Annotated in this window: 24 protein-coding genes; 9 read left to right on the top strand and 15 right to left on the bottom strand. The window is 69.9% G+C overall.

Going from position 1 to position 24,900, the window contains the following annotated elements; translation table 11 throughout:
• Positions 1 to 26: 26 nt before the first annotated feature.
• From KK483_RS23485 to KK483_RS23475, 3 genes are all read right to left on the bottom strand, one after another.
• Complete coding sequence (locus tag KK483_RS23485) at positions 27 to 209, bottom strand: SPOR domain-containing protein (protein WP_262007204.1); 183 nt, start codon at positions 207 to 209, stop codon at positions 27 to 29.
• Positions 210 to 419: 210 nt separating this feature from the next.
• On the bottom strand, positions 420 to 2,114 hold the full coding sequence (locus KK483_RS23480; RefSeq protein ID WP_262007203.1) for a cytosine permease: 1,695 nt from the start codon (positions 2,112 to 2,114) through the stop codon (positions 420 to 422).
• Positions 2,115 to 2,412: 298 nt separating this feature from the next.
• On the bottom strand, positions 2,413 to 3,165 hold the full coding sequence (locus KK483_RS23475; protein ID WP_262007202.1) for a GntR family transcriptional regulator: 753 nt from the start codon (positions 3,163 to 3,165) through the stop codon (positions 2,413 to 2,415).
• Positions 3,166 to 3,415: 250 nt separating this feature from the next.
• On the opposite strand from KK483_RS23475, the gene KK483_RS23470 reads away from it, so the two are divergent.
• Positions 3,416 to 4,768 carry a glycoside hydrolase family 18 protein gene (locus KK483_RS23470; protein WP_262007201.1) on the top strand — a complete coding sequence of 451 codons (1,353 nt, stop codon included), beginning with the start codon at positions 3,416 to 3,418 and terminating at the stop codon, positions 4,766 to 4,768.
• 107 nt (positions 4,769 to 4,875) lie between these two features.
• Here KK483_RS23470 and KK483_RS23465 read toward each other — a convergent pair whose 3' ends face one another.
• Entirely contained in the window at positions 4,876 to 6,102 is a 1,227-nt protein-coding gene (locus KK483_RS23465; protein ID WP_262007200.1) for a DUF4190 domain-containing protein, read from the bottom strand.
• A 276-nt stretch (positions 6,103 to 6,378) separates the two neighbouring features.
• Complete coding sequence (locus tag KK483_RS23460; protein WP_313879475.1) at positions 6,379 to 7,959, bottom strand: S8 family peptidase; 1,581 nt, start codon at positions 7,957 to 7,959, stop codon at positions 6,379 to 6,381.
• A 199-nt stretch (positions 7,960 to 8,158) separates the two neighbouring features.
• Here KK483_RS23460 and KK483_RS23455 point away from each other — a divergent pair, with 199 nt between their 5' ends.
• Entirely contained in the window at positions 8,159 to 9,334 is a 1,176-nt protein-coding gene (locus tag KK483_RS23455) for a threonine synthase (RefSeq protein WP_262007199.1), read from the top strand.
• Here KK483_RS23455 and KK483_RS23450 read toward each other — a convergent pair.
• The 5 genes from KK483_RS23450 to ychF all read right to left on the bottom strand — a co-directional run bounded on the left by KK483_RS23450 (position 9,328) and on the right by ychF (position 12,694).
• On the bottom strand, positions 9,328 to 9,795 hold the full coding sequence (locus KK483_RS23450) for a hypothetical protein (RefSeq protein WP_262007198.1): 468 nt from the start codon (positions 9,793 to 9,795) through the stop codon (positions 9,328 to 9,330). The two genes, KK483_RS23455 and KK483_RS23450, sit on opposite strands and share 7 nt — an antisense overlap.
• Positions 9,792 to 10,385, bottom strand: a complete 594-nt coding sequence (locus tag KK483_RS23445; RefSeq protein ID WP_262007197.1) for an ArsR family transcriptional regulator — start codon at positions 10,383 to 10,385, stop codon at positions 9,792 to 9,794. Before KK483_RS23445 ends, KK483_RS23450 begins: the two co-directional genes overlap by 4 nt.
• A 371-nt stretch (positions 10,386 to 10,756) precedes the next feature.
• On the bottom strand, positions 10,757 to 11,170 hold the full coding sequence (locus KK483_RS23440; protein WP_262007195.1) for a DNA-binding protein: 414 nt from the start codon (positions 11,168 to 11,170) through the stop codon (positions 10,757 to 10,759).
• Positions 11,152 to 11,436, bottom strand: a complete 285-nt coding sequence (locus KK483_RS23435) for a hypothetical protein (RefSeq protein WP_262007193.1) — start codon at positions 11,434 to 11,436, stop codon at positions 11,152 to 11,154. The genes KK483_RS23440 and KK483_RS23435 overlap by 19 nt, the downstream gene beginning before the upstream one ends.
• A 169-nt stretch (positions 11,437 to 11,605) precedes the next feature.
• The gene (gene ychF, locus KK483_RS23430; RefSeq protein WP_262007191.1) at positions 11,606 to 12,694 is read right to left on the bottom strand and encodes a redox-regulated ATPase YchF; all 1,089 of its coding nucleotides are present in this window, start codon (positions 12,692 to 12,694) and stop codon (positions 11,606 to 11,608) included.
• A gap of 232 nt (positions 12,695 to 12,926) precedes the next feature.
• Between ychF and KK483_RS23425 the strand changes: the two genes are divergently transcribed.
• Entirely contained in the window at positions 12,927 to 13,646 is a 720-nt protein-coding gene (locus tag KK483_RS23425) for a DUF6542 domain-containing protein (RefSeq protein ID WP_399014641.1), read from the top strand.
• Between the two features lie 225 nt (positions 13,647 to 13,871).
• Here KK483_RS23425 and ppgK read toward each other — a convergent pair whose 3' ends face one another.
• Together ppgK and KK483_RS23415 are read right to left on the bottom strand one after the other, a co-directional pair.
• Entirely contained in the window at positions 13,872 to 14,618 is a 747-nt protein-coding gene (gene ppgK, locus KK483_RS23420) for a polyphosphate--glucose phosphotransferase (RefSeq protein WP_262007190.1), read from the bottom strand.
• Between the two features lie 127 nt (positions 14,619 to 14,745).
• Positions 14,746 to 15,735, bottom strand: coding sequence for a 4-hydroxy-3-methylbut-2-enyl diphosphate reductase (locus KK483_RS23415; RefSeq protein ID WP_262007189.1), 990 nt, complete (start codon positions 15,733 to 15,735; stop codon positions 14,746 to 14,748).
• Between the two features lie 104 nt (positions 15,736 to 15,839).
• Here KK483_RS23415 and KK483_RS23410 point away from each other — a divergent pair, with 104 nt between their 5' ends.
• From KK483_RS23410 to KK483_RS23395, 4 genes are all read left to right on the top strand, one after another.
• Positions 15,840 to 17,249, top strand: a complete 1,410-nt coding sequence (locus KK483_RS23410) for an APC family permease (RefSeq protein WP_262007188.1) — start codon at positions 15,840 to 15,842, stop codon at positions 17,247 to 17,249.
• Between the two features lie 59 nt (positions 17,250 to 17,308).
• Positions 17,309 to 18,523 (top strand): exodeoxyribonuclease VII large subunit, encoded by a 1,215-nt coding sequence (xseA, locus tag KK483_RS23405; RefSeq protein ID WP_262007186.1) that lies wholly within the window; start codon positions 17,309 to 17,311, stop codon positions 18,521 to 18,523.
• A 10-nt stretch (positions 18,524 to 18,533) separates the two neighbouring features.
• Complete coding sequence (locus KK483_RS23400; RefSeq protein WP_262007185.1) at positions 18,534 to 18,851, top strand: exodeoxyribonuclease VII small subunit; 318 nt, start codon at positions 18,534 to 18,536, stop codon at positions 18,849 to 18,851.
• Between the two features lie 152 nt (positions 18,852 to 19,003).
• Positions 19,004 to 19,594: a malonic semialdehyde reductase gene (locus tag KK483_RS23395; protein WP_262007184.1), complete on the top strand. Its 591-nt coding sequence runs from the start codon at positions 19,004 to 19,006 to the stop codon at positions 19,592 to 19,594.
• Between the two features lie 208 nt (positions 19,595 to 19,802).
• Here the strand turns inward: KK483_RS23395 and KK483_RS23390 are convergent, their stop codons facing one another.
• Positions 19,803 to 20,318 (bottom strand): DUF4245 domain-containing protein, encoded by a 516-nt coding sequence (locus tag KK483_RS23390; protein WP_399016155.1) that lies wholly within the window; start codon positions 20,316 to 20,318, stop codon positions 19,803 to 19,805.
• A gap of 134 nt (positions 20,319 to 20,452) precedes the next feature.
• Between KK483_RS23390 and glpX the strand changes: the two genes are divergently transcribed.
• Entirely contained in the window at positions 20,453 to 21,484 is a 1,032-nt protein-coding gene (glpX, locus tag KK483_RS23385) for a class II fructose-bisphosphatase (RefSeq protein WP_262007182.1), read from the top strand.
• Between the two features lie 181 nt (positions 21,485 to 21,665).
• Here glpX and KK483_RS23380 read toward each other — a convergent pair whose 3' ends face one another.
• A complete protein-coding gene (locus tag KK483_RS23380) occupies positions 21,666 to 22,019 on the bottom strand; it encodes a WhiB family transcriptional regulator (protein WP_262007181.1) in 354 nt (117 codons plus the stop codon).
• Positions 22,020 to 22,182: 163 nt separating this feature from the next.
• Positions 22,183 to 22,974, bottom strand: coding sequence for a DUF1707 domain-containing protein (locus KK483_RS23375; RefSeq protein WP_399014634.1), 792 nt, complete (start codon positions 22,972 to 22,974; stop codon positions 22,183 to 22,185).
• A 180-nt stretch (positions 22,975 to 23,154) separates the two neighbouring features.
• On the opposite strand from KK483_RS23375, the gene KK483_RS23370 reads away from it, so the two are divergent.
• The gene (locus KK483_RS23370) at positions 23,155 to 24,822 is read left to right on the top strand and encodes a fumarate hydratase (protein ID WP_262007180.1); all 1,668 of its coding nucleotides are present in this window, start codon (positions 23,155 to 23,157) and stop codon (positions 24,820 to 24,822) included.
• Positions 24,823 to 24,900 lie beyond the last annotated feature (78 nt).

Genomic DNA, 24,900 nt, shown 5'->3' with positions numbered 1-24,900 from the left:
GCGTAACCCGCCGGGGAGGCCCGGCCTCAGGAGGAGGCGGTCTGCCCGAGGTGTTCCACCCAGTAGAGCTGCTTGTGGCCGCGGGCGTCGAGCCCGGCGGCGACCTTCCGGGCCTCGTCCTCGGTGGCGTACCTGCCGACGCGATAGCGGTTGCCGTTGTCGTCCTGACGGATCACCAGCCAGGGCAGCTCCGCAACGCCGTCGCTCATCGCGCCCCTCCCGCCGCCGACCCGCATATCTCTAACGATCGCCAGGAAACCGCAGTCTGCATATGCCTGAGCTTACGCCTGACATTTACTCAGCGGATACGGGTTTTCACAAAGAGATACGCTTCCGGCCAGTAACCCTGACACCGGAGGGGGGCGCGCATGGCTGGCTGCGCCCCCTTGCCGGCCGTAGCCGCCGACCGTCGGCGGACGTCAGCCCGTGCGTACGGTCGGCACCGGCATCAGTACCGGCCCGGCGGCCCCGGGGTCCTTGCGGCAGATGTCGCCGCAGTCCGCGTCGAGAGAGCAGCACAGCGAGCAGATCGGCCCTGACCGGACCGGGCAGTCGGCGATGTCCGGCAGCTCGTAGGCCGTCTCGCAGACCGCGCAGGTGTGGGTGGCGGTGACGTCCTCGACGACGGCGTCCGGGCCGTTCACGGGGTTCGGACGGGCCAGGTAGTACCTGCCCTTCGTCCCCCAGGCGATCAACGGGCAAAGGACCAGCGCCAGTCCGGCCGCGATGAAGGTGGAGAAGGCTTCGGCGTACTGCCCGAAGGCGCCGAAGAAGGCGAGGATCGAGACGGTCGAGGCGATGACCATGGCGCCGAAGCCGGCCGGGTTGACGGCGTACAGATAGGCGCGCTTGAACTCGATGTACGGCGGGCTGAGGCCGATGTGCTTGTTGATGACGAGGTCGGCGGCGACGGCGGCGATCCAGGCGATGCCCACGTTCGAGTAGAAGCCCAGCAGCTTGCCGAGCGCGGCGAACATGTTCATCTCCATCAGCGTCAGTGCGATGGCGAGGTTGAGGAAGATGTACCAGACCCGGCCCGGGTGCCTGTGGGTGATGCGGGAGAAGAAGTTGGACCAGGACAGCGAACCGCTGTAGGCGTTGGTCACATTGATCTTGATCTGCGAGACGATCACGAAGAGCGCCGCGGCCGGCAGGGCCACCGAGCCGAGCCAGGGCTTGAGCGCCTCGAGCTGCGGGGCGATCGGCTCCAGCGCATGCGTCGTGCCCACCGCCTCCAGTGCGACGAAGGCGAGGAAGGCGCCACCGAGCTGCTTCACCGCGCCGATGATCACCCAGCCGGGCCCCGCCGCCAGCACGGCGAGGTTCCAACGACGCCTGTTCTGCTCGGTCCTGGCCGGCATGAAGCGGAGGTAGTCGGCCTGCTCGCCGATCTGGGCGATCAGCGACAGGGCCACGCCGGTGCCGAGCCCGAAGCCGTTCCACGAGAAGCCCGAACCCGCCCCCTCCGTGCCGCCGAACGACGCGAACGCGCCCCATGCGTCGGGCGCTTCGAAGGCAAGCACCACGAACGGCAGGACCATCCCGACGATCCAGACCGGCTGGGTCCATGCCTGCACCTTGGCGAGCGCGCCCATGCCCTTGAACACGATCGGGATGACGATCAGCGTCGTGACCAGATAGCCGATCTCCAGCGGCAGTCCGACGGCCTGGTGCATGGCCTGGGCCATGATCGAGCCTTCGAGGGCGAAGAAGATGAAGGTGAAGGAGGCATAGATGAGGGAGGTCAGGGTCGAGCCGAAGTAGCCGAAGCCGGCGCCGCGCGTGACGAGGTCCATGTCCAGGCCGGAGGTCGCACAGGCCCGGGCGATCGGAATGCCCGTCAGGAAGATGATCACTGCGGCGGTGAGGATCGAGGCGAGCCCGCTGGTGAAACCGTAGGCGAAGACGATCGACGCACCGATCGCGAAGTCGGCCAGATAGGCGATCCCGCCGAGCGCCGTGCCCGCGACCGTCGAGGGCGACCAGCGTCTGAAGGAGTGCGGGGCGTAGCGGAGCGAGTAGTCCTCGCGGCTCTCGTCGGCGGCGAGCTTCGCATAGCTGCGCTTGGGCGACGGCGTCGCCGCCTCGGTGTCACGGGTGACCGTATCCGTCATGAGGGTTTCCTGTCGTCCGACCGGATTGCGGGTACGAACGAGCAAAGTAGGAGCCGGTCATGACAACTCGGCGCAGCCCGTGATTGCCCGGGCGTTAAGCGACCGGGATCAGCGTTAACTCGTCATCACACCGGGCGGACAGGCGTGTTCGGCCAGCGGTGACCTCGCCGGAGGGGATGTGCAGAGGCATACGCAGGGGGCGCATCGGCCACCTCGGTCACTGTGGCCGCCCTGGTCACTGTGGCCGCCTCGGTCACTGTGGCCACCGTGGCCGCCCCGGTCACCGTGCCCGCCTCGGTCACCGCACCGGCAGGTGGTACGCGATCCGGTAGCGATCGGCCGGGACCACCACGTCCGCGGTCTCCACCGCGCGCCCCGACGCGTAGTACGTCCGCTGGATCACCATGACCACATGACCCGGGACGCCGCCCAGCGCCAGGAGCTCCTCCGCCAGCCCCGGCCGCGCGCCGACCTCTTCGGCCACGTTGTCCACGACGACGTCGATCGCCCCCATCCGCTCGACCACGCCGCAGCCGCCGAGCGGGCCCTCCTCGGGCAGCATCACGGGTGTGCGGCCGGTGATCGCGAGCGGCTCCCAGGAGGTCGAGAGCATCATCGCCTCGCCGGCGTCCCGGAAGACGTACCGCGTGCGCATCACCCGCTCCCCCGCGGAGATCCCGAGCCGCGCGGCGATGACGGCGCTCGCGTCCACCTGCTCGCTGCTGGACTCCCAGGTGCCGCGCGTGCCCTCCGCCGCCTGCTCCTGCCGGAACGGGCTGGCCCCGGTCGCCGTCCGGTAGCCGGACCGGGCGATCCGGCGCGGCACCGGCCGCTCGCGCACATAGGTGCCGGAGCCCGAGCGGCCCTCGACCAGCCCCTCTGCCATCAGCACCTTGCGCGCCTCCAGCGCGACGGTGTCCGAGACCCCGTACTCCTCGCGAATGCGGGCCTGCGAGGGGAGGCGGGTGTGCGGGGGCAGCGACCCGCTGACGATTTTCCGGCGGAGGTCGCTCGCGACACGCAGATAGGCGGGCTGCTCACCGAAGGTCACTGGCCACTCCCAACAGGTTGACAGACAGCTACAGACTGGCAACCGTCGGTTGCCCTCCGCAAGCGTGGGCCAGGGTTTCACCCGAAGTGATGACCGCTCTTTACGCAGGGTCTTACCGCAGGTATAGGGGCGACCTTCGGACGAGCGTGCATCGAATCCTTGACCGCAATGGTCCAGACCAATAGCTTCTGGTTCGTACCGCGCACGGCAGCAAGCTCCGGACAGCGAACAACGCACAGGAATGAGCCATATGCGCCGAAGAACCCTTGCCCGGCTGACCATCGCCGCCGCCTCGTTCTCGCTCCTCGCCGCGCTCCCCGCCGCCCTCGCGCCTGCCGCCACGGCGGACGGCGGCGGCCACCACCAGGCGTACGGGCACCACGCGTACAAGCGCGTCGGCTACTTCACCCAATGGGGCGTCTACGGACGCAACTTCCAGGTCAAGGATCTGGACGCCAGCGGCACCGCCGCCAAGCTCACCCACATCAACTACGCCTTCGGAAACGTCAGTCCGGACGGCAAGTGCTTCACCGGCAATGTCCCCGGCGAGGCCGACGCCTGGGCGGACTACGTCCGTCCGCTGGACGCCGCCGGCTCGGTCGACGGCGTCGCCGACACGGCGGAGCAGCCGCTCGCGGGCAACTTCAACCAGCTGCGCGAGCTCAAGGCCAAGCACCCCGGCCTCAAGGTGCTCATCTCCCTCGGCGGATGGAGCTGGTCCACCAACTTCTCCGACGCGGCCAGAACTCCCGCCTCCCGCAAGGCATTCGTCTCTTCCTGCATCGACCTCTACCTCAAGGGCAATCTCCCCGTCGACGGCGCCCGCGGCGGTGCCGGCGCGGCGGCCGGCGTCTTCGACGGCATCGACCTCGACTGGGAGTGGCCCGGTTCGGCGGGCGACGCCGACACCGTGTTCCGCCCCGAGGACAAGCAGAACTTCACCGCCCTGGTACGGGAGTTCCGCACCCAGCTCGACGCGTACGAACGCACCCTGAAGAAGCACAAGCACTACGAACTCACGGCGTTCGTCCCGACCGCCCCGGCGAAGATCGACGCCGGTTTCGAGGTCCCGAAGATCATGCGGGACCTGGACTTCGTGACCCTCCAGGGGTACGACTTCCACGTCTCCGGCGAGAAGACGACGGCGCAGCAGTCCGCTCTCTTCGCCCGCGGCGACTTCAGCGTCGACCAGACCGTGGGCGACTGGCTGCGCCGCGGCGCACCGGCCCGCAAGCTGGTGATGGGCATGCCGTTCTACGGCCAGGGGTGGACCGGCGTCAGCGGCGGAGGCGACGGTCTCGGGCAGCCGGCAACCGGACCCGCGCCCGCCACCTGGGCCGCGGGATACGAGGACTACAAGGCCCTGAAGAAGCTCGCCGACACGGGCACGTACACGCTCCACCGCGACCGGCGGGGCGGTCACGCCTGGCTGTTCGACGGCACCACGCTGTGGACGTACGACGACCCACAGGTGCTGCGCACCAAGACCGCGTACATCCGCGACCGCGGGCTCGGGGGCGCGATGGTCTGGTCCCTGGACGGGGACACACCGGACGGAGAGCTGATCACGGCGATCGACAAGGGCCTGAAGCCGAGGCACTGAGCCGCACGGCCCTATGGGGCCCCGGCCGACCCGGCCGGGGCCTCGTTCCCGCACCCCACCTCACCTGGCCCTCACGTCACCTCACCTCACAACTCCTGACCCTCACCTCACAACTCCTCCCACTCCGGGTCGGCGGCCTCGTCCTCCTCGACCAGCCAGTCGGGCGGCTCGGAGGGGAGACCGAGAGCGGACCGGACGGCGATCTCGGTCGTCAGCAAAAGCGACCCCTCGGCGGCGTAGCGGTGCTCCCAGAAGGTGCTCTCGTCCCTGGCCCCGGCGGCACGCGCCCAGTGGCCACCGGCCGTGTCGAACTCCATCGCACGGCGCACGGCGGCCGCACCCGCGGTCTTGTCCGGCCAGGGCTCCTCGCGCAGCGCCCGCGCCTGCGCGGCCAGTTCCTTCGACACCTGCCGTGCCCACGCGCGGGCGGCTTGCGGATCGTCGCCGAACTCGTCCGCGGACTCCTCGAAGACCACTTCCTCGACCGCCGCCTCCGTCTCCAGGTAGGCGAGCTGCTCGGGGGCCAGAGTGGTGCTGTCGCTGCGCACGGACGCCGTCAGCTTGCCCTCGATGGCCCCGAACGTGCAGGTGACGGTCCGGTCGCCGAACCGCCAACTGTCCCGGGTCGGCATGTAGTAGCCCGTCTCCGCGTTGTCCGGGACGGCCCACCAGTCCAGCGTGTAGGCGTTGTTGACCTCGTCGCACTTCTCGGTCGCGAGGGAGTCGATGGCCGACTCGCCCGGCCAGCTGTCGAACTCGTGGAGCGTGTACGTGCCCGATACCTCGGCGTCATGCGGCGCCGTGCACGATACGACGTCGACGAACGCGGTCTCCTCTTCCTCCGGCAGTCCGTCGGGTGAGTTGAAGCACTGGCCGGTCCGCAGATCGAACGCGGAGCCCTCTTGGGCGTTGCGCTCCGCGGCCTCGCGGAAGCCGTCCCAGGCGGCCCCGACCCCGCCCGTGGCGAGCGCGACCGTCACGAGCATCGTGCTGATGACGGAGAGCACCGCGCCCGCGATCGCGAGCCCCCGCCCCTCCTCGCCCTTCTTCCTGATCTGCACGAGGGCGATCAGCCCGAGCACGAGACCGAGCGGTGGCAGACAGCACACGATGCCGGCGACGAGAGCGCCGATCGCGAAGCCGTTGGTGGCCGGCCGGGGCGGCATCCCGTACGGCGGCTGGGGCATCCCGTACGGGTGGTAGGGCGGGTACGGCGGGTACGGGCCGGACTGCTGCCCGGGGTACGGCTGCGGGTGCCCGGGGGAAGGCTGCGGCCGCTCCTGACCGGACGCGTCCGGCGGCGTCCACCCCTGCCGTGAGTTGTCCACAGGCACGGCACTCCTTGTGAAGATCATGCGAACATGTGCGTGGGTTCAGCGGATCATACGGGGGGTGCCATGCGACCGACAGCGAGTTCTGTCCGTGCGGTGAACCGGCTCACCGCACGGTGGACGGCGTTCTGCGACGAGATGGGCGCGACACCGACTTCTCGGCGGCGGGCGGCCTGCCCCGCTCGCCTGTCCGACGCCGGACTACGCGAGGAAGGGGCGGCCGCTCCCCGCGACCGCCCCTTCGTTCAGCGCCGTTCGTTCAGCGCTGGGTTCAGTGGGTCAGAACTGAAGCGCCCAGGAGTCGATCCTCCCGACGTCGTAGTTCGCGTTGTCACTGACCCGCAGCTTCCACGTGCCGTTCGCGGCCTCGGACGAGGCGTTGACCGTGTACGTGGTGTTGATGTTGTCGGAGCTGCCGCCGGTGCCGTAGCCCTTCAGGGTGTAGGCGGTGCCGTCGGGGGCGATGAGCTGGACCTGGAGGTCACCGATATAGGTGTGCACGATGCTGACCGGCACCTGAAGGGCCGCCGGGGCGTTGCCTGAGACGCCGCTGACGGTGACGGGGGACTCGACGGTGGAGTTGTCGTTGATCGCGTAGTCCGCGGTGTTCTCGAACCGCGGGCCGGGCGGAGTGGTCGAGCCGCCGCCGACGTAGAGCAGGCGGTTCGGGGAGCCGGAGCCCGGGTTGCCCACGACGCCGGTGGTGGCGGCCGAGGTCAGGGCGGTGGAGACCTGCGCGGGGGTGGCGGTGCGGTTGTCGGCGAGGTAGAGCGCGGCCGCGCCGGCGACGTGCGGGGTCGCCATCGACGTACCGGAGATGGTGTTCGTGGCGCTGTCGCTGGTGTTCCAGGCGGAGGTGATGGAGGAGCCGGGGGCGAAGATGTCCAGGACGCTGCCGTAGTTGGAGAAGCTGGAGCGCGCGTCCGTGTTCGTGGTCGAGCCGACGGTGATCGCCTCGGTGACGCGGGCGGGCGAGGTGTTGGACGCGTTGGAGCTGTCGTTGCCGGCGGCGATGGCGTAGGTGACGCCGGAGGCTATGGAGTTGCGCACGGCGGTGTCGAGGGCGGTGTCGATACCTCCGCCGAGGCTCATGTTGGCGACGGCCGGCTTGACGGCGTTCTGCGTCACCCAGTCGATGCCCGCGACGACCTGCGCGGTGGTTCCGGAGCCGGCGTTGTTGAGCACGCGGACGCCGACGACCCTGGCCTTCTTGGCGACACCGTAGGAGGATCCCGCGACGGTGGCGGCGACGTGCGTGCCGTGGCCGTTGCCGTCCTGCGCCGTGTTGTCGTTGTCGATGGCGTCGTAGCCGTACGAGGCCCGGCCGCCGAAGTCACCGTGGGTGATCCGCACACCGGTGTCGATGATGTACGCAGTGACGCCCTCACCCGCGGAATCGGGGTAGGTGTAGCTCTGGTTGAGCGGGAGCGCCTTCTGGTCGATGCGGTCCAGGCCCCAGGACGGCGGGTTCGGCTGGGTGCCGGAGATCGTGAAGACACGGTTCTGCACGACGGACTCGACGGCCGGGTCCGCGGCGAACTTCTTGGCCTGCGCCTCGGAGAGCTCCACGGCGTAGCCGTTGAGGGCGGCGTTGTACGTCTTCTTGATCTTCGCTCCGTATTCTGCGGCGAGCGCCTTGCCCGCCTTGGAGCCGGCGTCGGCGGCGGACTCGTCGAGGGTGACGATGTAGCTGCCGGCGATGGCGCCGGGTGCGCCCGCGTTCTCGATGACGCCTTCCGGAGCGGCCTCGGCGGCACTGGCCGTGGCGGGAAGGGCGGACGCGGCGCCGAAGGCGAGTGCGGCGACGGCTATGGCGCTGGCCGCGGACAGTCTTCGCCGCGAGTTACGCATCACGAACATGTGAGGGATCCTCCTCATCGGTGGTGCGCTGCTGTGGGGGATTTCGGCAGGGGCATGACAACGAACCCCGGAAGTCGCCCGGGCGTCCGTGAGGTTTCCATGCCGCTGCCGTCCGAAAGATTGACGGATCCATAGGAATCCCACAAGAGCTTCGGCGGCCGCGTAACACGTGCGCCACACAACTGCCATCCTGGATCACATGACCGAATACCACTGTCCAATGTGCGGCGTACGTTCCCCTGTCGAGTCGCTCACCTGGCACTGCCCCGAGTGCCACGGCCCTTGGGATCTGAACTTCGCCGCGTCCGCGGTGGCGGGCAACTCCCTTTCCGGACGCGTCAATTCGCTGTGGCGCTACGAGGAGGCCCTGCCGCTGCCCGCCGCGGGGGCCTGTGGTTCGGTCTCACTCGGCGAAGGCCGCACGCCGCTCGTCCCGCTCACCGACACGGTCACGGCCAAACTCGACTTCCTGATGCCGACGCTGTCCTTCAAGGACCGTGGCTCGGTGCTGCTCGCCGAGCTGGCACGGCAATTGAAGCCCCGGCGGGTGATCGCCGACAGCAGCGGCAACGCGGGCACGTCGATCGCGGCGTACTGCGCACGCGCCGGTCTCGACTGCACGGTATACGTTCCCGCCGGCACGTCCCCGAAGAAGGTGGAGCAGATCGGTGCACACGGCGCGCACCTGGAGATCGTGCCCGGGGACCGCGAGGCCACGGCGCGGGCCGCGCGCGCGGCCGCCGACGAGGACGGGGTGTTCTACGCCTCACACGTCTTCAACCCGTACTTCCTGCACGGCACGAAGACCTATGTGTACGAGATCTGGGAGGACCTCGGCGGCCGGCTGCCCGAGACGCTTGTCGTCCCCGTCGGCAACGGAACGCTGTTGCTCGGCGCGGCGCTCGCGATCGACGAGCTGTACGGACACGGCCTGATCGGCACTCGCCCCGCCCTGATCGCGGTCCAGGCCGCGGCCGTCGCACCGCTCGCCTTCGCGTTCCGTGCGGGCGCGGACGACGTGCTCGCCGACGGAGCCGGCCGGCCGGACTTCACCGCCCGCACACTCGCCGAGGGCATCGCCATCCCCCACCCGCCCCGTGCCCGCCAGATCCTCACTGCGGTCCGCGCGACCGGCGGCACCTTCCTGACGGTGACGGAGAACCAGTTCCGCGCCGCCCAGCGGGACCTCGCCGCCCGAGGACTCTACGTCGAGTCCACGGGCGTTGCGTGCTGGGCGGCGGTCGAAGCCCACGGCCTCGACGGCCGCAGCACCGTACTGCCCCTGTGCGGGGCGGGCCTGAAGTCTGGCCTGGCCTCGGCCTCGGCACCGGCCTCGGCACCGGATCAGTCCGGGCGAACGAGGTCGCCTCAATAGCGCGGCATGTTCGGGATCGACTTCTCCGCGAGCTCGATGAGCGCCTCGACCTTCGTCAAGTCGGCCGCGACCTCGTCCGGCGTCACGGTGGGGGCCTCCGTCGACCGGTACTCGACCTCGTTGCGCCGGGCTCGCATGCGGTTGAAGGGGCGCAGTACGGACCCGAGCGGCGGGTCGAGCTGAGCCCTCACGGCCTCGTAGACGCCGAGATGGCCACCACGACTCGTCGCGCGCAATCCCTGGTTCTGCAACACCGCGGCCAAGGCTCTGCGCGCGGCGTCATAGGCCAGCGTGTATGCGCCCTCCGGGTCCGTGGCCGCCAACTGCCGCGCGGAGCCGACATGCGTACGGGCCCGGACCAGTTCCGCCTCGGCGGCCTGCCGGGAAGCGGGTACGTGTTCGAGCCGGCCACTGCCGATGAGCGCGTCGACCGTCGACCGGCCTTGGTTCCAGCGCGTCACAGCGCCTCCGGTTCAAGGTTCAGTCGGACCAGCGGACGTTCCCGAACGCTGGTGAGGAACGGATCATCCGTAGGGGCCGCCTCCCACGCTCCGACGGAGACCCGATGGACGTTGACCTCACGACGCAGACGTCGGGACGCCTCCTCGGCAAGGTCGAAGAGCGCGTCGGCATCGGGGGCCCCCACGACGAGTACATCCACATCGGCGGGCGGCGGCCCCGGCTCCCCGTTGTACCGGGCGGCCCAGGAACCGTAGATATAGGCCCGCTCCACACCTTCGAGCCCCGCCAGCACATCGATGAGCACGGGTACGGGGCCGAAGGAGACGGCCATGAGCTCACTCAGCGGAGGGTACAGCGGAGTATCCGTACGGGCCTTGACGAGGCGACTGCGCCCCACCCGCCGATCCACGAGAATCCCACCGCCGGCCAACCGGTCGACCTCCCGCAGGACAGCCGTGGGCGTCACACCGACTTCGGCGGCAAGTTCGGTGATGCTGTACTCGCGCTCCGGGTGCAGCAGGAGCAGCGCGAGGAGCTCGCCCTGCATACGGGACCGAAGGATGGGGAGCAGACTCGGCGAGACTTTCATTGGACGCAGGATATCAAGCGCCCAATGAAAGTAACAGTGAGCATCGGACCGCTCACCGGAGAGGATGGGTGCCTGCCGTGAGCGGCCCGCATATCGGCTCGGGCGCGCGGAGGGTTTGAACTCTCCAGAACCCGGCCCCTGGCTCATCCTCACCCTGAACAACTGCGCCTCGTGTCCACTGCGGGTACGAGGTCCTCCGGACTAGACCGCAACCAGAGACGTTCACGGAGGTCCCGCAACAGCCTCTTCGACCACCGCGCGTAGCACCTACCACCTCATGGACTGATCTGCGGTGGGCAGGGCCCCGATCTCCGGTCGCGGTGTACATGCTGACGCGGCGTCCCTCAGAACCACCCTCGACCAACCGCAGATCACACCGCCACGAGCCGGACGCGATCGCCGCACAGCTTGACCATGTCGTCGATATCAGAGGTCAGCATGACCACAGGGCGATGCTGTCGCAGCGCGGCCTCGGCGACCGCGGCATCGATCGCGTACTTGTGCCCGTGCAAACCGGTTTCCATCAGCAGATCCGAGGCCGCCCTCGCCTCCTCGTCGCCCACCGCAACCACTCGCAGCCCGGAGAGCACCCACTTCAGGCGAGACTTGTTCGTGCGGGCATGGACGACCTCGATGATGGTGAGTGCGCTGATCACGACCTCCATGCCGCGCGAGCGCGCCTCAGCAACCAACGCCAGCACCTGCTCGTCATCGGCGAGTAGCTTCGAGAGCCCTTCGCTGTCCAGGACCAGCGTCCCCTCGTGACTCAGCTTGCGGCGGGCCACTCACCCTCCTCGGCGAACACCTCGTCGAATACCTGCCGCGCTCGCTGGCGAGCCTGCTCGGAGACCGGTCCCTTGCGGTTCTCGTAGTCCGCCAGATACTCGTCAAGGATCTGCCCTCGCAGCTCACGCTCCACCGCCTCAGCAATGAACGCGGAGAACTCCCGCTTACCCACCCGCGCCCGGATCGCCTCCGCGGTCCCTTCCGGCAGCGACAGGCTCACCCGCGTCGCCGGCCCTTCCCCGATGCTGTACGTCGTCTCACCCATAGCCCGAGTGTGTCAAACGAGTAGGAAAAGCGCCACAGCCCATCCCGCTGCCAAGCACAGAGCGGCATGCATCCCAGTACGGGAATACGCAAAGGGCCCGACCCCGAAGAGTCGGACCCCTTCTGACCTGTATGTTTGCCAGATCAGCGAAACGACGGTACGTCACACATCAGACGTTGAAGCGGAACTCCACCACGTCGCCGTCCTGCATCACGTAGTCCTTGCCCTCCATGCGCGCCTTGCCCGCCGAGCGGGCGTCGGCGACCGAGCCCGTTTCGACGAGGTCGGCGAAGGAGATGACCTCGGCCTTGATGAAGCCCTTCTGGAAGTCGGTGTGGATCACACCGGCGGCCTCGGGGGCCGTGGCGCCCTTCTTGATGGTCCAGGCGCGGGACTCCTTGGGGCCTGCCGTGAGGTAGGTCTGGAGGCCGAGGGTGTCGAAGCCGACGCGGGCGAGCGTCGCCAGGCCCGGCTCGTCGGCGCCGACGGACTGGAGGAGTTCCATGGCGTCCTCCTCGTCGAGTTCGGCGAGGTCGGCCTCGAGCTTGGCGTTGAGGAAGATCGCCTCGGCGGGGGCGACGAGGGCGCGCTGCTCGTTCTTGAAGTCCTCGTCGACCAGCTCGTCCTCGTCGACGTTGAAGACGTAGAGGAAGGGCTTCGTGGTGAGCAGGTGCAGGTCGTGCAGGAGGGCGGCCTTCTCGGAGCCCTGGAGGATGCCCTGCGAGAAGAGGGTGCTGCCCTCCTCCAGGATGGCCTGGGCGGCCTCGACCGCCGCGACCTTCGGAGCCACGTCCTTCTTGATCCGGGACTCCTTCTGGAGGCGCGGGAGGACCTTCTCGATGGTCTGGAGGTCGGCGAGGATCAGCTCGGTGTTGATCGTCTCGATGTCGTCCTTGGGCGAGACCTTGCCGTCGACATGGACGACGTTCTCGTCCTTGAAGGCCCGGATGACCTGGCAGATCGCGTCGGACTCGCGGATGTTCGCCAGGAACTTGTTGCCGAGGCCCTCGCCCTCGCTCGCGCCGCGGACGATGCCGGCGATGTCGACGAAGTCGACGGTCGCGGGGAGGATGCGCTGGGAGCCGAAGATCTCGGCCAGCTTGGTGAGCCGGGCGTCAGGAACGCCGACCACGCCCACGTTGGGCTCGATGGTGGCGAACGGGTAGTTGGCCGCCAGCACGTCGTTCTTGGTCAGGGCGTTGAACAGGGTCGACTTGCCGACATTCGGCAGTCCGACGATTCCGATCGTGAGCGACACGTTGGCGACTTCCTGGGTGAGGACTGGCTGAGGGCCGGGGGCCCGGCCCCGGGTGGGCCGATCCCTCAGTTTACGGGCGTGCCGGCAGGCCCGACGACGGGAACCGGCAGCGGCCCCCGAGGCACCGCGACGGCACCGCGAAGGGCGGGATCACGTCGAACTCACGGCCAAGGTCACCCAAAGGGCGTGTCCTGTGGCGGAACACTCACTCAATGCAACCTACGTTGGTTCCGTGGAGCAAAGGACAGGTCCCTCGCAGCAGCGGCCGCGGCCGCAGGCCCCCCTCGCCGGTCAGGCGCCGCTCGTGGAGGGCGCGGTGTACCGGGTCGCCGCACGGCCCGGCAGCCCCGACCGGGCCGGCGGCACGGGCAAGGGAGGCCAGAAGGGCCAGTCCCGGGATCCCGGGCGTTCCGAGCCTCCCGTGCCCCCGGTGGTCCAGGCCCTGCGCAGGCTCCCCGACGCCCGGCTGACCGGACTCGGCGCCGGGCTCTTCTCGTGCGCCGCGATGCTCCTCGTCGGCATGCTCGACCAGCTGCTGTTCGACGGCTCGACGATCGTGTACGGCGTGTTCTTCCTGCTGCTCAGCGCCCTGACCGCCCTCTCGGTGCGCAGCGCCGACCTGGTCACCGCGCCGATCAGTGTGCCCATCGCGTTCGCCGTCGGCAGCGTCCCGATCTCAGGCGGGCTCGGCGGCCTCGGCGGCCAGATCATGGCGGTGGTGACCGTGCTGGCCGTGAACGCCGGCTGGCTGTACGGAGGCACGCTCATCGCCGGGCTCATCACCTGCGTACGGAAGGTGCGCCTGATGATGCAGCGCCGGACGAACCGCCGGCCCGATCGCCCGCCGGGCCGCCGGCCGACCGGGGTGTCGGCCGGACCGAGCAACGGCCCCCGGCCGGCCGGCAGGGGGCCCGGCCAGACCAAGCGCAGGCCCGGCGGAGCCCGCCGCTAGACCGGATGACGGGCCCGGCCCAGCCTCAACCCCGGCCGCCGGACTGCCGAGGCGCCGAGCGCCGAGCGCCGAGCGCCGAGGCGGCAGCCGATGGCACCCCGGCGCCAGGCATGCCAGCACCCCGGCACGCGGCAGCCTGTGGGACCCCGGCACCGGGCGCGCCGGGGTGCACAAGCACCAGGCGCCCGGCACCAGGCACAGCGGCACCCCCGCACCCGCCCCGGCTCAGTCGGACCCCGCCGCCATCGCTGCCATCGCCGCTCCCACGATCCCCGCGTTGTTCTGCAGTTCCGCCGGGACCATCTCCGCGCGCACATGCTTGATCAGCGGCAGGAACCTGTCCGCCTTGCGGCTCACTCCGCCGCCGATGATGAAGAGCTCGGGCGAGAAGAGCATCTCCAGGTGCACCAGGTACTTCTGCACCCGGTGCGCCCAGTGCTCCCAGCTCAGCTCCTCGTCGTCCTTCGCCTTGGTCGACGCGTGCTTCTCCGCCTCGTGGCCGTGCAGCTCCAGATGGCCCAGCTCCGTGTTCGGCACGAGCTTGCCGTCGATGAAGAGCGCGCTGCCGATCCCCGTGCCGAACGTCAGCAGCATGACCGCGCCCTTGCGGCCGCGGCCCGCGCCGAAGGTCATCTCGGCGACCCCCGCCGCGTCCGCGTCGTTCAGCACGGTCACGGGCAGGCCCAACCGGTCGCCCAGCAGCTTGCCGCCATCCACGTCGATCCAGCTCTTGTCGACATTCGCGGCCGTGCGGATCACCGAGCCGGTGACCACGCCGGGGAAGGTCGTCCCGACCGGGCCCGACCAGCCGAAGTGCTCGATCACCTCGGCAACGCACTCGGCCACGCCGTCGGGCGTGGCCGGGTGCGGGGTGAGTACTTTGTGGCGGGGCTCTGCAAGGTCGCCGCGGTCCAGGTCCACGGGCGCACCCTTGATCCCCGACCCGCCGATGTCCACTCCGAAGACGTTCATGGACCCAACGTTACGAGGAACCGCTGACCGTCACTCCCCGAGCGGGGTACTAGCGGGCACTCGGAGGGGCTCAGGCCTCCGTGAGGGTCTCAGGCCTCCGTGAGGGTCTCAGTCCTCCGTGAGGGTCTCAGTCCTCCGTAAGTGCGGCCGCCTCGGCCCGCAGATCGCGGCGGAGCTCCTTCGGCAGCGAGAAGGTGATCGACTCCTCGGCCGCCTTGACGATCTCCACGTCCTCGAAACCGCGCTGCGCCAGCCACTCCAGGACCTGCTCGACGAGCACCTCGGGAACGGACGCGCCCGACGTGACGCCGACCGTCGTCACCCCCTCCAGCCATGCCTCGTCGATCTCGTCCGCGAAGTCGACCAGATGCGCGTCCCGGGAGCCGGCGCCCAGCGCGACCTCGACGAGCCGCTTGGAGTTCGAGGAGTTCTGCGAGCCGACGACGATGACCAGCTCGGCTTCCGCGCCCATCTGCTTGACGGCGATCTGGCGGTTCTGCGTGGCGTAGCAGATGTCGTCGCTGGGCGGCGAGACCAGCAGCGGGAACTTGGTCTTCAGCTTGTCGACGGTCTCCATCGTCTCGTCGACCGACAGCGTGGTCTGGGAGAGCCAGACGACCTTCGACGGGTCGCGGACCTCCACCTTCTCCACGTCTTCCGGGCCGTCGACGAGCGTGATGTGGTCCGGGGCCTCACCGGTGGTGCCGATGACCTCCTCGTGGCCCTCGTGGCCGATGAGGAGGATGTCGAAGTCCTCGCGGGCGTACCGCACGGCTTCCTTGTGGACCTTGGTCACCAGGGGGCAGGTGGCGTCGATGGTCGCGAGCTTCCGCTCGGCGGCCTCCTCGTGGACGATCGGCGCGACGCCGTGCGCCGAGAACATCACGATGGACCCCTCGGGGACCTCCGTCGTGGCCTCGACGAAGATCGCGCCCTTCTTCTCCAGGGTCTGGACGACGTACTTGTTGTGGACGATCTCGTGGCGGACGTAGACCGGAGCGCCGTACTGCTCCAGGGCCTTCTCCACGGCGATCACGGCACGGTCCACGCCCGCGCAGTAGCCACGGGGAGCGGCGAGCAGGACGCGGCGGGCGTTCGTTGCAGTCATGCCCCCCATCGTAAGGGCGCGCCGAACACGCCAACGATCGCCCACAGGGCTGAGACTGGTGCGTATGTGATCACCCCGGTATCAATCCGGTACGTACGAGGACGGAGGCCGCCATGACGGGGACCGGCACCGGTGCCGGCGCGGGCACCGGGACGGCGTCGGGCGCGGACGGGGGCGGAGGCGGGGACACACACAGCCAGCTGCGCCGGAGTCTCGGGGTCCGGGATCTGGTCGTCTACGGACTGCTCTTCATCGCCCCCATGGCACCGGTCGGTGTCTTCGGCACCCTCGACGCGAAATCGCACGGAGCGGTCGCCCTCGTGTACGTCGTCGCGACGATCGCGATGGGCTTCACCGCGTACAGCTACGCGCAGATGGTGCGGGTGGCCCCGCTGGCCGGATCGGTCTTCGCGTACGCGCGCAAGGGGCTCGGCGAGGGACCGGGGTTCATCGCCGGGTGGATGGCGATGCTCGACTATCTGCTGATCCCGGCCGTCGCCTATCTGTTCTCCGGGATCGCGATGGAAGCGCTGGTCCCAGGGGTGGACCGATGGGTGTGGACCGCGCTTGCGGTCGTGGTGACCACGCTGCTGAACCTGTGGGGCGTACGGGCCGCGGCCCGCGTCGGCCTCGCGGTGCTGGCCATGGAGATCATCGTCCTCGCGGTCTTCCTGGTGTCGGCGGTCGCGGTCCTGGCGCAGGACGGGCCGCGGCGCGGCTGGCTGTCGCCGCTCACCGGCGACGGGGACTTCGCGCTGAGCGCGGTCCTCGGCGCGGTGTCGGTGGCGGTGCTCTCATACCTCGGCTTCGACGCGATCGCCTCGTTCGCCGAGGAGGTGACGGGCGGATCACGGCAGGTGGCGCGGGCGGTGCTGTTCTGCCTGGGGCTGGCGGGCACGCTGTTCGTGGCGCAGACGTATCTGGTGGCGCTGCTCGAACCGGTCTCGTCTGCGGCGCTGGCGGCGGACCCCAAGACCCAGGGGTCCGCGTTCTACGACGCCGTGGACACCTCCGTCGGCACCTGGCTGCACGATCTGGTGGCGGTGAGCAAGGCGATCGGCGCGGCGTTCGCGGCGCTGGCGGGGCAGGCGGCCGCGGGCCGGCTGCTCTTCGCGATGGCCCGCGGCCGGCGGCTGCCGCATGTGCTGTCCCGTACCGACTCGGGCGTGCCGCGCGTGGCGCTGCTCCTCTCCGCCGTGGTGACGCTGGTCGCGGCGGTGTGGGCGGCGCGGCGCGACGACGGGCTGGACAAGCTGGTGTCGGTCGTCGACGTCGGGGCGCTGACGGCGTTCACCCTGCTGCACGCGAGCGTGGTGGGGTGGTTCGTGGTGCGGCGGATGGCGGGGCCGCCGAGCTGGTGGCGGCATCTGCTGATCCCGGTGGCGGGTGCGGCGGTGACGGTCGCGGTGATCGTGGAGGCGTCGCACACGGCGCAGGTGGTCGGCGCGATCTGGCTGGCGGTAGGGCTGCTGGTGCTGATGGTGCAGCGGGGACGGCAAGAGGCGGAGCCGGGGCCCGTGTAGCCCGGCGTCGTCGGCCGCGGGCCCTGGTCCTGTCGGTCCCTGCCGATACGCTCGCGTGCATGGGTCTCAATACGTCTGCCGAAGCTCCCCTGCCCGTCGGCGAGGTGTCACGGCTCATCGGGGGCTGGATCGACCGGCTCGGGGCGGTGTGGGTGGAGGGGCAGATCACCCAGCTGTCCCGCAGGCCCGGGGCGGGCGTCGTGTTCCTGACGCTGCGCGATCCGTCGTACGACATCTCGGTGAGCGTCACCTGCTACCGCCAGGTGTTCGACGCGGTCGCGGACGCCGTCTCCGAGGGCGCGCGGGTCGTCGTGCACGCCAAGCCCGAGTGGTACGCCCCGCGCGGGCAGCTGTCCCTGCGCGCCGCCGAGATAAGGCCGGTCGGCATCGGCGAGCTGCTGGCACGACTTGAGCAGCTCAAGCGGACCCTGGGCGCGGAGGGGCTCTTCGCGCTCGACCGCAAGCGGCCCCTGCCCTTCCTGCCGCAGCTGATCGGGCTCGTCTGCGGCCGGGCGTCCGCGGCCGAGCGCGACGTGCTGGAGAACGCGCGGCGGCGGTGGCCGGCCGTCCGCTTCGAGGTGCGCAACGTGGCCGTGCAGGGCGTGCGGGCCGTGTCCCAGGTCGTCCAGGCGGTGAAGGAGCTGGACGAGCAGCCGGACGTGGACGTGATCATCGTCGCGCGCGGCGGAGGCAGCGTGGAGGACCTGCTGCCGTTCTCGGACGAGCAGTTGGTGCGGGCGGTGGCCGACTGCCGTACGCCGGTGGTGTCCGCGATCGGGCACGAGCCGGACTCGCCCCTGCTCGATCTGGTCGCGGATCTGCGCGCCTCGACCCCGACCGACGCGGCGAAGAAGGTCGTCCCCGACGTCGGCGAGGAGCTGGACCGGGTGCAGGCGCTGCGCGACCGCGCGCTGCGGTCCGTACGGGGGCTGCTGGACCGCGAGGAGCGCGGACTGGCGCACGCGCTGCACCGGCGGGTCATGGAGCATCCGCACCGGATGGTGGAGGAGCGCGGGCAGGAGACGGACGCGCTGGCCGCGCGCAGCCGCCGGGTGCTCGGGCATCTGCTCGACCGCGCCGACTCCGAGCTCGGCCACACGCATGCGCGGGTCGTCGCCCTGTCGCCCGCGGCGACCCTGGAGCGGGGGTATGCGGTGCTGCAGCGCGCGGACGGCTCGGTCGTGCGGGCCGCCGAGGAGGTCTCGGCGGGCGAGACACTGCGGGCCAGGGTCGCGGAAGGCGAGTTCGGGGTCACTGTCGGACCTCACGCATAGGGTGGATCACATGACGGCGAAGACGGACGAGACCTCGGCGAATGCGATCGGCGCGGCCGGGGCGGTCGGCGCGATCGGGTACGAGCAGGCGCGGGACGAGCTGATCGAGGTCGTCCGCCGGCTGGAGGCGGGCGGCACGACGCTGGAGGAGTCCCTCGCGCTCTGGGAGCGCGGCGAGGAGCTGGCGAAGGTCTGCCGCCGCTGGCTGGACGGCGCCCGGGCCAGGCTGGATGCGGCGCTGGCCGAGCGGGACGCGGGCGAGGCCGCGGGGCGTGGCGGTGTGCGCGAGGGCGACGGGGTCGCGGACGAGGGCGAGGCCGCGCCCTGAGCCGCCCCGGGCGGCATAAACGGATCCCTGGCGAAGTTGGTTGAAAGTTGTGTGAACCGTCTCACCAGGCGCCGGATTTAGTTGAAGGTTCACACACTCCGGCGTACGGTGAGGTCACAGGCTTGATCCACTGCACCACCCGGAAGGTACGCATGTCCCTCGTTCTTGACGCCGCCGCCCAGGACCTCCTCTTCCGCGAGGCCCGCACCGCCAACACGTTCACCGACGAGCCGGTGACCGACGAGCAGGTCCAGGCGATCTACGACCTGGTCAAGTACGGCCCGACGGCCTTCAACCAGTCGCCGCTGCGTGTCGTGCTCGTCCGCACCCCCGAGGCCCGCGAGCGCCTGGTGAAGCACATGGCGGAGGGCAACCAGGCGAAGACCGCCACGGCGCCGCTGGTCGCGATCCTCGCCGCGGACAACGAGTTCCACGAGGAGCTGCCGGAGCTGTTCCCGCACTTCCCGCAGGCCAAGGACGCGTTCTTCGCCGAGCGCCCGACGCGTGAGCGGTCCGCCGCGCTGAACGCCGCGCTGCAGGCCGGCTACTTCATCGTCGGCGTCCGCGCCGCCGGCCTGGCCGCCGGCCCGATGACCGGCCTCGACTTCGCGGGCGTCCAGAAGGAGTTCCTGGACGACGACCACACCCCGCTGATGGTCGTCAACATCGGCAAGCCGGGCACCGACGCGTGGTTCCCGCGTTCGCCGCGACTGGAGTACGAGGACGTCATCACCACGGTCTGACCCGACCCGGCCTCCTGCCGGGGGTCCGGGGGTCGCCCCCCGGGAAGACACAGTCCGCGTTCGCCGCGACTGGGGTACGAGGACGTCATCACCACGGTCTGACCCGACCCGGCCCCCTGCCGGGGGTCCGGGGGTCGCCCCCGTCTGCCCCTCCCTGCACAGCGAGGCCGCCGCACCCGATTCGGGTGCGGCGGCCTCGTCGTTCGTTTCAGGAGGTCGTCGACTCCAGCGCCGCCGCCATCTCCGCGAGCCGCGCGAACGACGCGGTGCCCGTGACGACCGTCGTCGAGCCCTCATCCGTGCGCACGAGCGCGTCGTACTTCGGGCCTTCCCAGCGCTGCCAGGTCGCGCCGCCCACCTGCTCGGTGGCGTCGGTCCTCGTGGCCTGCTGGGTGACCTTCGGGACGTACTTCCCCGCCGGCGCCGTGGACTGCTCGATCGCGACGTACTGACCGTCCGGGTCGAGGAAGCCGAGGTGCCACGCGTTGCCGCTCTGGCGCTTGTACGAGACGGAGGTCGGCTTCCAGTCCGCGGGCAGACCCGTGGGAGCGGCCACCGGGTACGGCGCCGCGCGGCGCGCCGTCACCAGTTCGACGCGGTAGTCCACCGCCCGCACCGGGTCGCCGGAGTCGTCGTGCGGAACGAAGAGGTAGACCACGAAAGCGGCGGCCAGGACCACCGCCAACGACTGGACCATTCCGCGTACCGTCTGCTTGCCTCGCATACCTGCCACCGCACTATGGTCGCATCAAGGTTGTCTGCTCAAACGTGGGCCCCTCTGCTCATTTTGTCGACGTACCGATAGAGTCGCAGCACCCTCTCTTTTCCGGCCGTCGTCGTACAGAAAGGTGCGCTCCGATGACCGAGCACAACTTGCCGTCCCAGCTGGAGGTCTCGCCCGAGGCCCCCGATCGCAACCTCGCCCTCGAGCTCGTACGGGTCACCGAGGCCGCCGCCATGGCCGCGGGCCGGTGGGTCGGGCGTGGCGACAAGAACGGCGCGGACGGCGCCGCCGTCAAGGCCATGCGGACCCTCGTCAGCACCGTCTCCATGAACGGCGTGGTCGTCATCGGCGAGGGCGAGAAGGACGAAGCCCCGATGCTGTTCAACGGGGAGCGGATCGGCGACGGGACCGGCGCGGAGTGCGACATCGCCGTGGACCCGATCGACGGTACGACCCTCACGGCCAAGGGCATGCCCAACGCCATCGCCGTCCTCGCGGCCGCCGACCGCGGCACCATGTTCGACCCGTCCGCGGTCTTCTACATGGACAAGCTGGTCACCGGGCCCGAGGCCGCCGACTTCGTCGACATCAACGCCCCGGTGTCGGTGAACATCCGCCGCGTCGCCAAGGCGAAGAACTCCGCGCCCGAGGACGTCACCGTCGTCATCCTGGACCGCCCCCGCCACGAGGGCATCGTCAAGGAGATCCGCGAGACCGGCGCCCGGATCAAGTTCATCTCGGACGGCGATGTCGCGGGCGCGATCATGGCCGTGCGCGAGGGCACCGGCGTCGACATGCTGATGGGCGTCGGCGGTACGCCGGAGGGCATCATCACCGCCTGCGCGATCAAGTGCCTCGGCGGCACGATCCAGGGCAAGCTCTGGCCCAAGGACGACGCGGAGCGGCAGCGGGCGCTCGACGCCGGCCACGACCTCGACCGGGTCCTGTTCATGAACGACCTGGTCAGCGGCGACAACGTGTTCTTCGTCGCGACCGGCATCACCGACGGCGAGCTGCTGCGCGGCGTGCGCTACCGCGCCGAGACGGCGACCACCCAGTCGCTGGTGATGCGCTCCAAGTCGGGCACGATCCGCCAGATCGACTCGACGCACCGGCTCTCGAAGCTGCGCGCATACAGCCAGATCGACTTCGACCGCGCGCAGTAGGCCGCGCTGCTCGCCCCGGCGAGTGAGCTGGACGGTCGATCGTGCTCGGTCCTTCGTTCCTCAGGACCTCCGCGCGTGAACCGAGCCGCAAACAAACAAAGAGGGGCGCCCCCATGTGCGGTGGGGGCGCCCCTTCCCGTACGTACACCGCGGTGCGGTGCACGTATGGTCCGCGGGTGTGTCAGGCCGCCGACGCCGACTTCTTCAGCTCCGTCTCGCGCCGCCTGCGGCGGGCCAGGACCACACGGCGCTCGGCGGCGGTGAGCCCGCCCCACACTCCGTACGGCTCGGGCTGGAGCAGGGCGTGCTCGCGGCACTCGATCATGACCGGGCAGCGGGCACAGACGCGCTTGGCGGCCTCTTCGCGGGACAGCCGGGCGGCCGTCGGTTCCTTGGACGGTGCGAAGAACAGTCCGGCTTCGTCCCGGCGGCACACCGCCTCCGTGTGCCAGGGACTGTCCTGATCTTCCCGAGCAGGGGTGCGCTGGGTCGGAACGGCGGCTACCTGCAAGGGCTGATGCGGCAGTTGCAGCACGGTCTACTCCTGACGACGGCTTCGCGAGCGAGAGACGATGCACCAAGCCCTACCCGCTGTGCGCGGGCCTATGCACTGAGTGCTGCACGCTTCCGGGTACCGGAATGACGGCCGTCGCATGCGGACAGGAGGGCCCGCGCCCCGGCCGGACGCCGCCCGTGCGTCAATGCCCCAGGTGCTTGCGCATACGGGCGTGGAGGTCGGCGATGCGCTTGCCCCGCTTGGGCTTGGCCTCGACGTTGCCGAAAACGGAATAGCCGTTGACCACGACGACCGGGGCCTCGGGGTCGGCGGCCTCCAGCGTGACGACCTCGAAGTTGCCGAAGACCCCGGTCCCGCTGCCGCGCAGCGAGATGTTCTCCGGCACGCGCACCTCGACGTTCCCGAAGATCGACGTCGCGTTGACGACCGTGAGCCGCTGCCCGAACATCGCCTCGGTCAGGTCGATCTCGACGTTCCCGAAGAGGGCGAAGGCGTTGGTCCGGGGGCCCACACGCCAGCGGCCCTTGCGGGTGGAGCTGGAGAACACGGCGACGAGGCTCTCCACCGGACCGTCCGGCACCTCGGGTCCGTACGCGTACGGCGCGGCGTGCGGCGCCGGCTCCGGGCGGGGCTGCCCGGCGACGGGCAGGTCGCGCACGATCGGCTCCAGCTCGCCGACCGTCCTGGCGCGGTAGACCGCGTCGATCCGCTCCGAGTGCTCCTCGGCGTCGATACGGCCCTCGGCCAGGGCGTCGCGGAGGATGTCCGCGATCCGGTCGCGGTCGGCGTCGGAGGCACGGATGGCGCCTTCGGCGACCGGGGCCTGGGCGGCCGGCGCCGCGGCCACCGGGGCCTGGGCGACCGGCGCCGCGGCCACCGGGGCCTGGGCGACCGGCGCCGCGGCCACCGGGGCCACCGGGGCTTGGGCTGCAGGCTTCTGAGGCTGTTTCTCGGGCTGCTTTTCGAGGTCCACGCACTCAGCCTAGCGAAACGCGATAGATCGCGACTAGTACGACAGCACGACAGGCTCGTGCGAGCCCGCGGCAACTGAGCCTTACCTCACAAGACCGGATCACGCATGCCGTCTTACGCTTATGGGCGCGCCGCCAACGGAGGCGGCGCCGCGCTGTCTGCCGAGTGAGGAATGGCCGCAATGCCGGAATTCGAGTACACCGATCTGCTCCCCCTGGGAGAGGACACCACGCCCTACCGCCTGGTGACCGCCGAGGGTGTCTCCACCTTCGACGCCGACGGCCGTACGTTCCTCAAGGTCGAGCTGGAGGCGCTGCGCAAGCTCGCCGAAGAGGCGATCCACGACATCCAGCACTACCTCCGCCCCGAGCACCTCGCGCAGCTGCGCAGGATCATCGACGACCCCGAGGCGTCGTCCAACGACAAGTTCGTGGCGCTGGACCTGCTGAAGAACGCGAACATCGCCGCCGCGGGTGTCCTGCCCATGTGCCAGGACACCGGCACCGCGATCGTCATGGGCAAGCGCGGCCAGAACGTGCTCACGGCGGGCGCCGACGAAGAGGCCCTGAGCAGGGGCATCTACGACGCGTACACCAAGCTCAACCTGCGCTACTCGCAGATGGCCCCGCTGACCATGTGGGAGGAGAAGAACACCGGCTCGAACCTGCCCGCGCAGATCGAGCTGTACGCGACGGACGGCGGCGCGTACAAGTTCCTCTTCATGGCCAAGGGCGGCGGCTCGGCCAACAAGTCCTTCCTCTACCAGGAGACGAAGGCGGTCCTGAACGAGTCCTCCATGATGAAGTTCCTGGAGGAGAAGATCCGTTCGCTCGGCACGGCCGCCTGCCCGCCGTACCACCTGGCGATCGTCGTCGGCGGCACCTCGGCCGAGTACGCGCTGAAGACCGCGAAGTACGCCTCCGCGCACTACCTGGACGAGCTGCCCGACGAGGGCTCGGTCCTCGGCCACGGCTTCCGCGACAAGGAGCTGGAGGAGAAGGTCTTCGAGCTGACGCAGAAGATCGGGATCGGCGCGCAGTTCGGCGGCAAGTACTTCTGCCACGACGTGCGCGTGGTGCGGCTGCCGCGGCACGGCGCGTCCTGCCCGGTCGCGATCGCCGTCTCCTGCTCGGCCGACCGGCAGGCGGTCGCGAAGATCACCGCCGAGGGCGTCTTCCTGGAGCAGCTGGAGACGGACCCGGCGCGCTTCCTGCCCGAGACGACGGACGAGCACCTGGAGCCGGAGAGCGACGTCGTCAAGATCGACCTCAACCAGCCGATGGACGACATCCTCGCCGAACTGACCAAGTACCCGGTCAAGACCCGGCTGTCGCTCTCCGGCCCGCTGGTCGTGGCGCGCGACATCGCTCACGCCAAGATCAAGGAGCGCCTTGACGCGGGTGAGGAGATGCCGCAGTACCTGAAGGACCACCCGGTCTACTACGCCGGCCCGGCGAAGACCCCGGAGGGTTACGCGTCCGGCTCCTTCGGCCCGACGACGGCCGGCCGGATGGACTCGTACGTCGAGCAGTTCCAGGCGGCGGGCGGCTCCAAGGTCATGCTGGCCAAGGGCAACCGCAGCAAGCAGGTCACGGACGCGTGCGGCGCGCACGGCGGCTTCTACCTGGGCTCGATCGGCGGCCCCGCCGCCCGCCTGGCGCAGGACTGCATCAAGCAGGTCGAGGTCGTCGAGTACGAGGAGCTCGGCATGGAGGCGGTCTGGAAGATCGAGGTCGAGGACTTCCCCGCGTTCATCGTCGTGGACGACAAGGGCAACGACTTCTTCCAGGATCCGGCACCGGCGCCGACCTTCACCACGATCCCCGTGCGGGGACCCGGACTCGCGTAACAGGGCCCGCAAGGCCACCCACCCACCGGACACAGACCGGCACGCCGACCGAAGCTTGCGAGGCCCCCCAGGGCCGAA

This window comes from Streptomyces sp. FIT100, from assembly GCF_024584805.1.
Lineage (GTDB): Bacteria > Actinomycetota > Actinomycetes > Streptomycetales > Streptomycetaceae > Streptomyces.
The sequence above is the reverse complement of the archived record's forward strand: the minus strand, read 5'-3'. Positions and strand labels throughout refer to the sequence as shown.

What these genes read in the sequence shown, in the direction of transcription:
- KK483_RS23485 (WP_262007204.1), bottom strand. Translation starts at nt 209, where the DNA reads ATGAGCGACGGCGTTGCGGAGCTGCCCTGGCTGGTGATCCGTCAGGAC.
- KK483_RS23480 (WP_262007203.1), bottom strand. Translation starts at nt 2,114, where the DNA reads ATGACGGATACGGTCACCCGTGACACCGAGGCGGCGACGCCGTCGCCC.
- KK483_RS23470 (WP_262007201.1), top strand. Translation starts at nt 3,416, where the DNA reads ATGCGCCGAAGAACCCTTGCCCGGCTGACCATCGCCGCCGCCTCGTTC.
- KK483_RS23460 (WP_313879475.1), bottom strand. Translation starts at nt 7,959, where the DNA reads ATGTTCGTGATGCGTAACTCGCGGCGAAGACTGTCCGCGGCCAGCGCC.
- KK483_RS23455 (WP_262007199.1), top strand. Translation starts at nt 8,159, where the DNA reads ATGACCGAATACCACTGTCCAATGTGCGGCGTACGTTCCCCTGTCGAG.
- KK483_RS23445 (WP_262007197.1), bottom strand. Translation starts at nt 10,385, where the DNA reads ATGAAAGTCTCGCCGAGTCTGCTCCCCATCCTTCGGTCCCGTATGCAG.
- KK483_RS23435 (WP_262007193.1), bottom strand. Translation starts at nt 11,436, where the DNA reads ATGGGTGAGACGACGTACAGCATCGGGGAAGGGCCGGCGACGCGGGTG.
- ppgK (WP_262007190.1), bottom strand. Translation starts at nt 14,618, where the DNA reads ATGAACGTCTTCGGAGTGGACATCGGCGGGTCGGGGATCAAGGGTGCG.
- KK483_RS23415 (WP_262007189.1), bottom strand. Translation starts at nt 15,735, where the DNA reads ATGGGGGGCATGACTGCAACGAACGCCCGCCGCGTCCTGCTCGCCGCT.
- KK483_RS23410 (WP_262007188.1), top strand. Translation starts at nt 15,840, where the DNA reads ATGACGGGGACCGGCACCGGTGCCGGCGCGGGCACCGGGACGGCGTCG.
- xseA (WP_262007186.1), top strand. Translation starts at nt 17,309, where the DNA reads ATGGGTCTCAATACGTCTGCCGAAGCTCCCCTGCCCGTCGGCGAGGTG.
- KK483_RS23400 (WP_262007185.1), top strand. Translation starts at nt 18,534, where the DNA reads ATGACGGCGAAGACGGACGAGACCTCGGCGAATGCGATCGGCGCGGCC.
- KK483_RS23395 (WP_262007184.1), top strand. Translation starts at nt 19,004, where the DNA reads ATGTCCCTCGTTCTTGACGCCGCCGCCCAGGACCTCCTCTTCCGCGAG.
- KK483_RS23390 (WP_399016155.1), bottom strand. Translation starts at nt 20,318, where the DNA reads ATGCGAGGCAAGCAGACGGTACGCGGAATGGTCCAGTCGTTGGCGGTG.
- glpX (WP_262007182.1), top strand. Translation starts at nt 20,453, where the DNA reads ATGACCGAGCACAACTTGCCGTCCCAGCTGGAGGTCTCGCCCGAGGCC.
- KK483_RS23370 (WP_262007180.1), top strand. Translation starts at nt 23,155, where the DNA reads ATGCCGGAATTCGAGTACACCGATCTGCTCCCCCTGGGAGAGGACACC.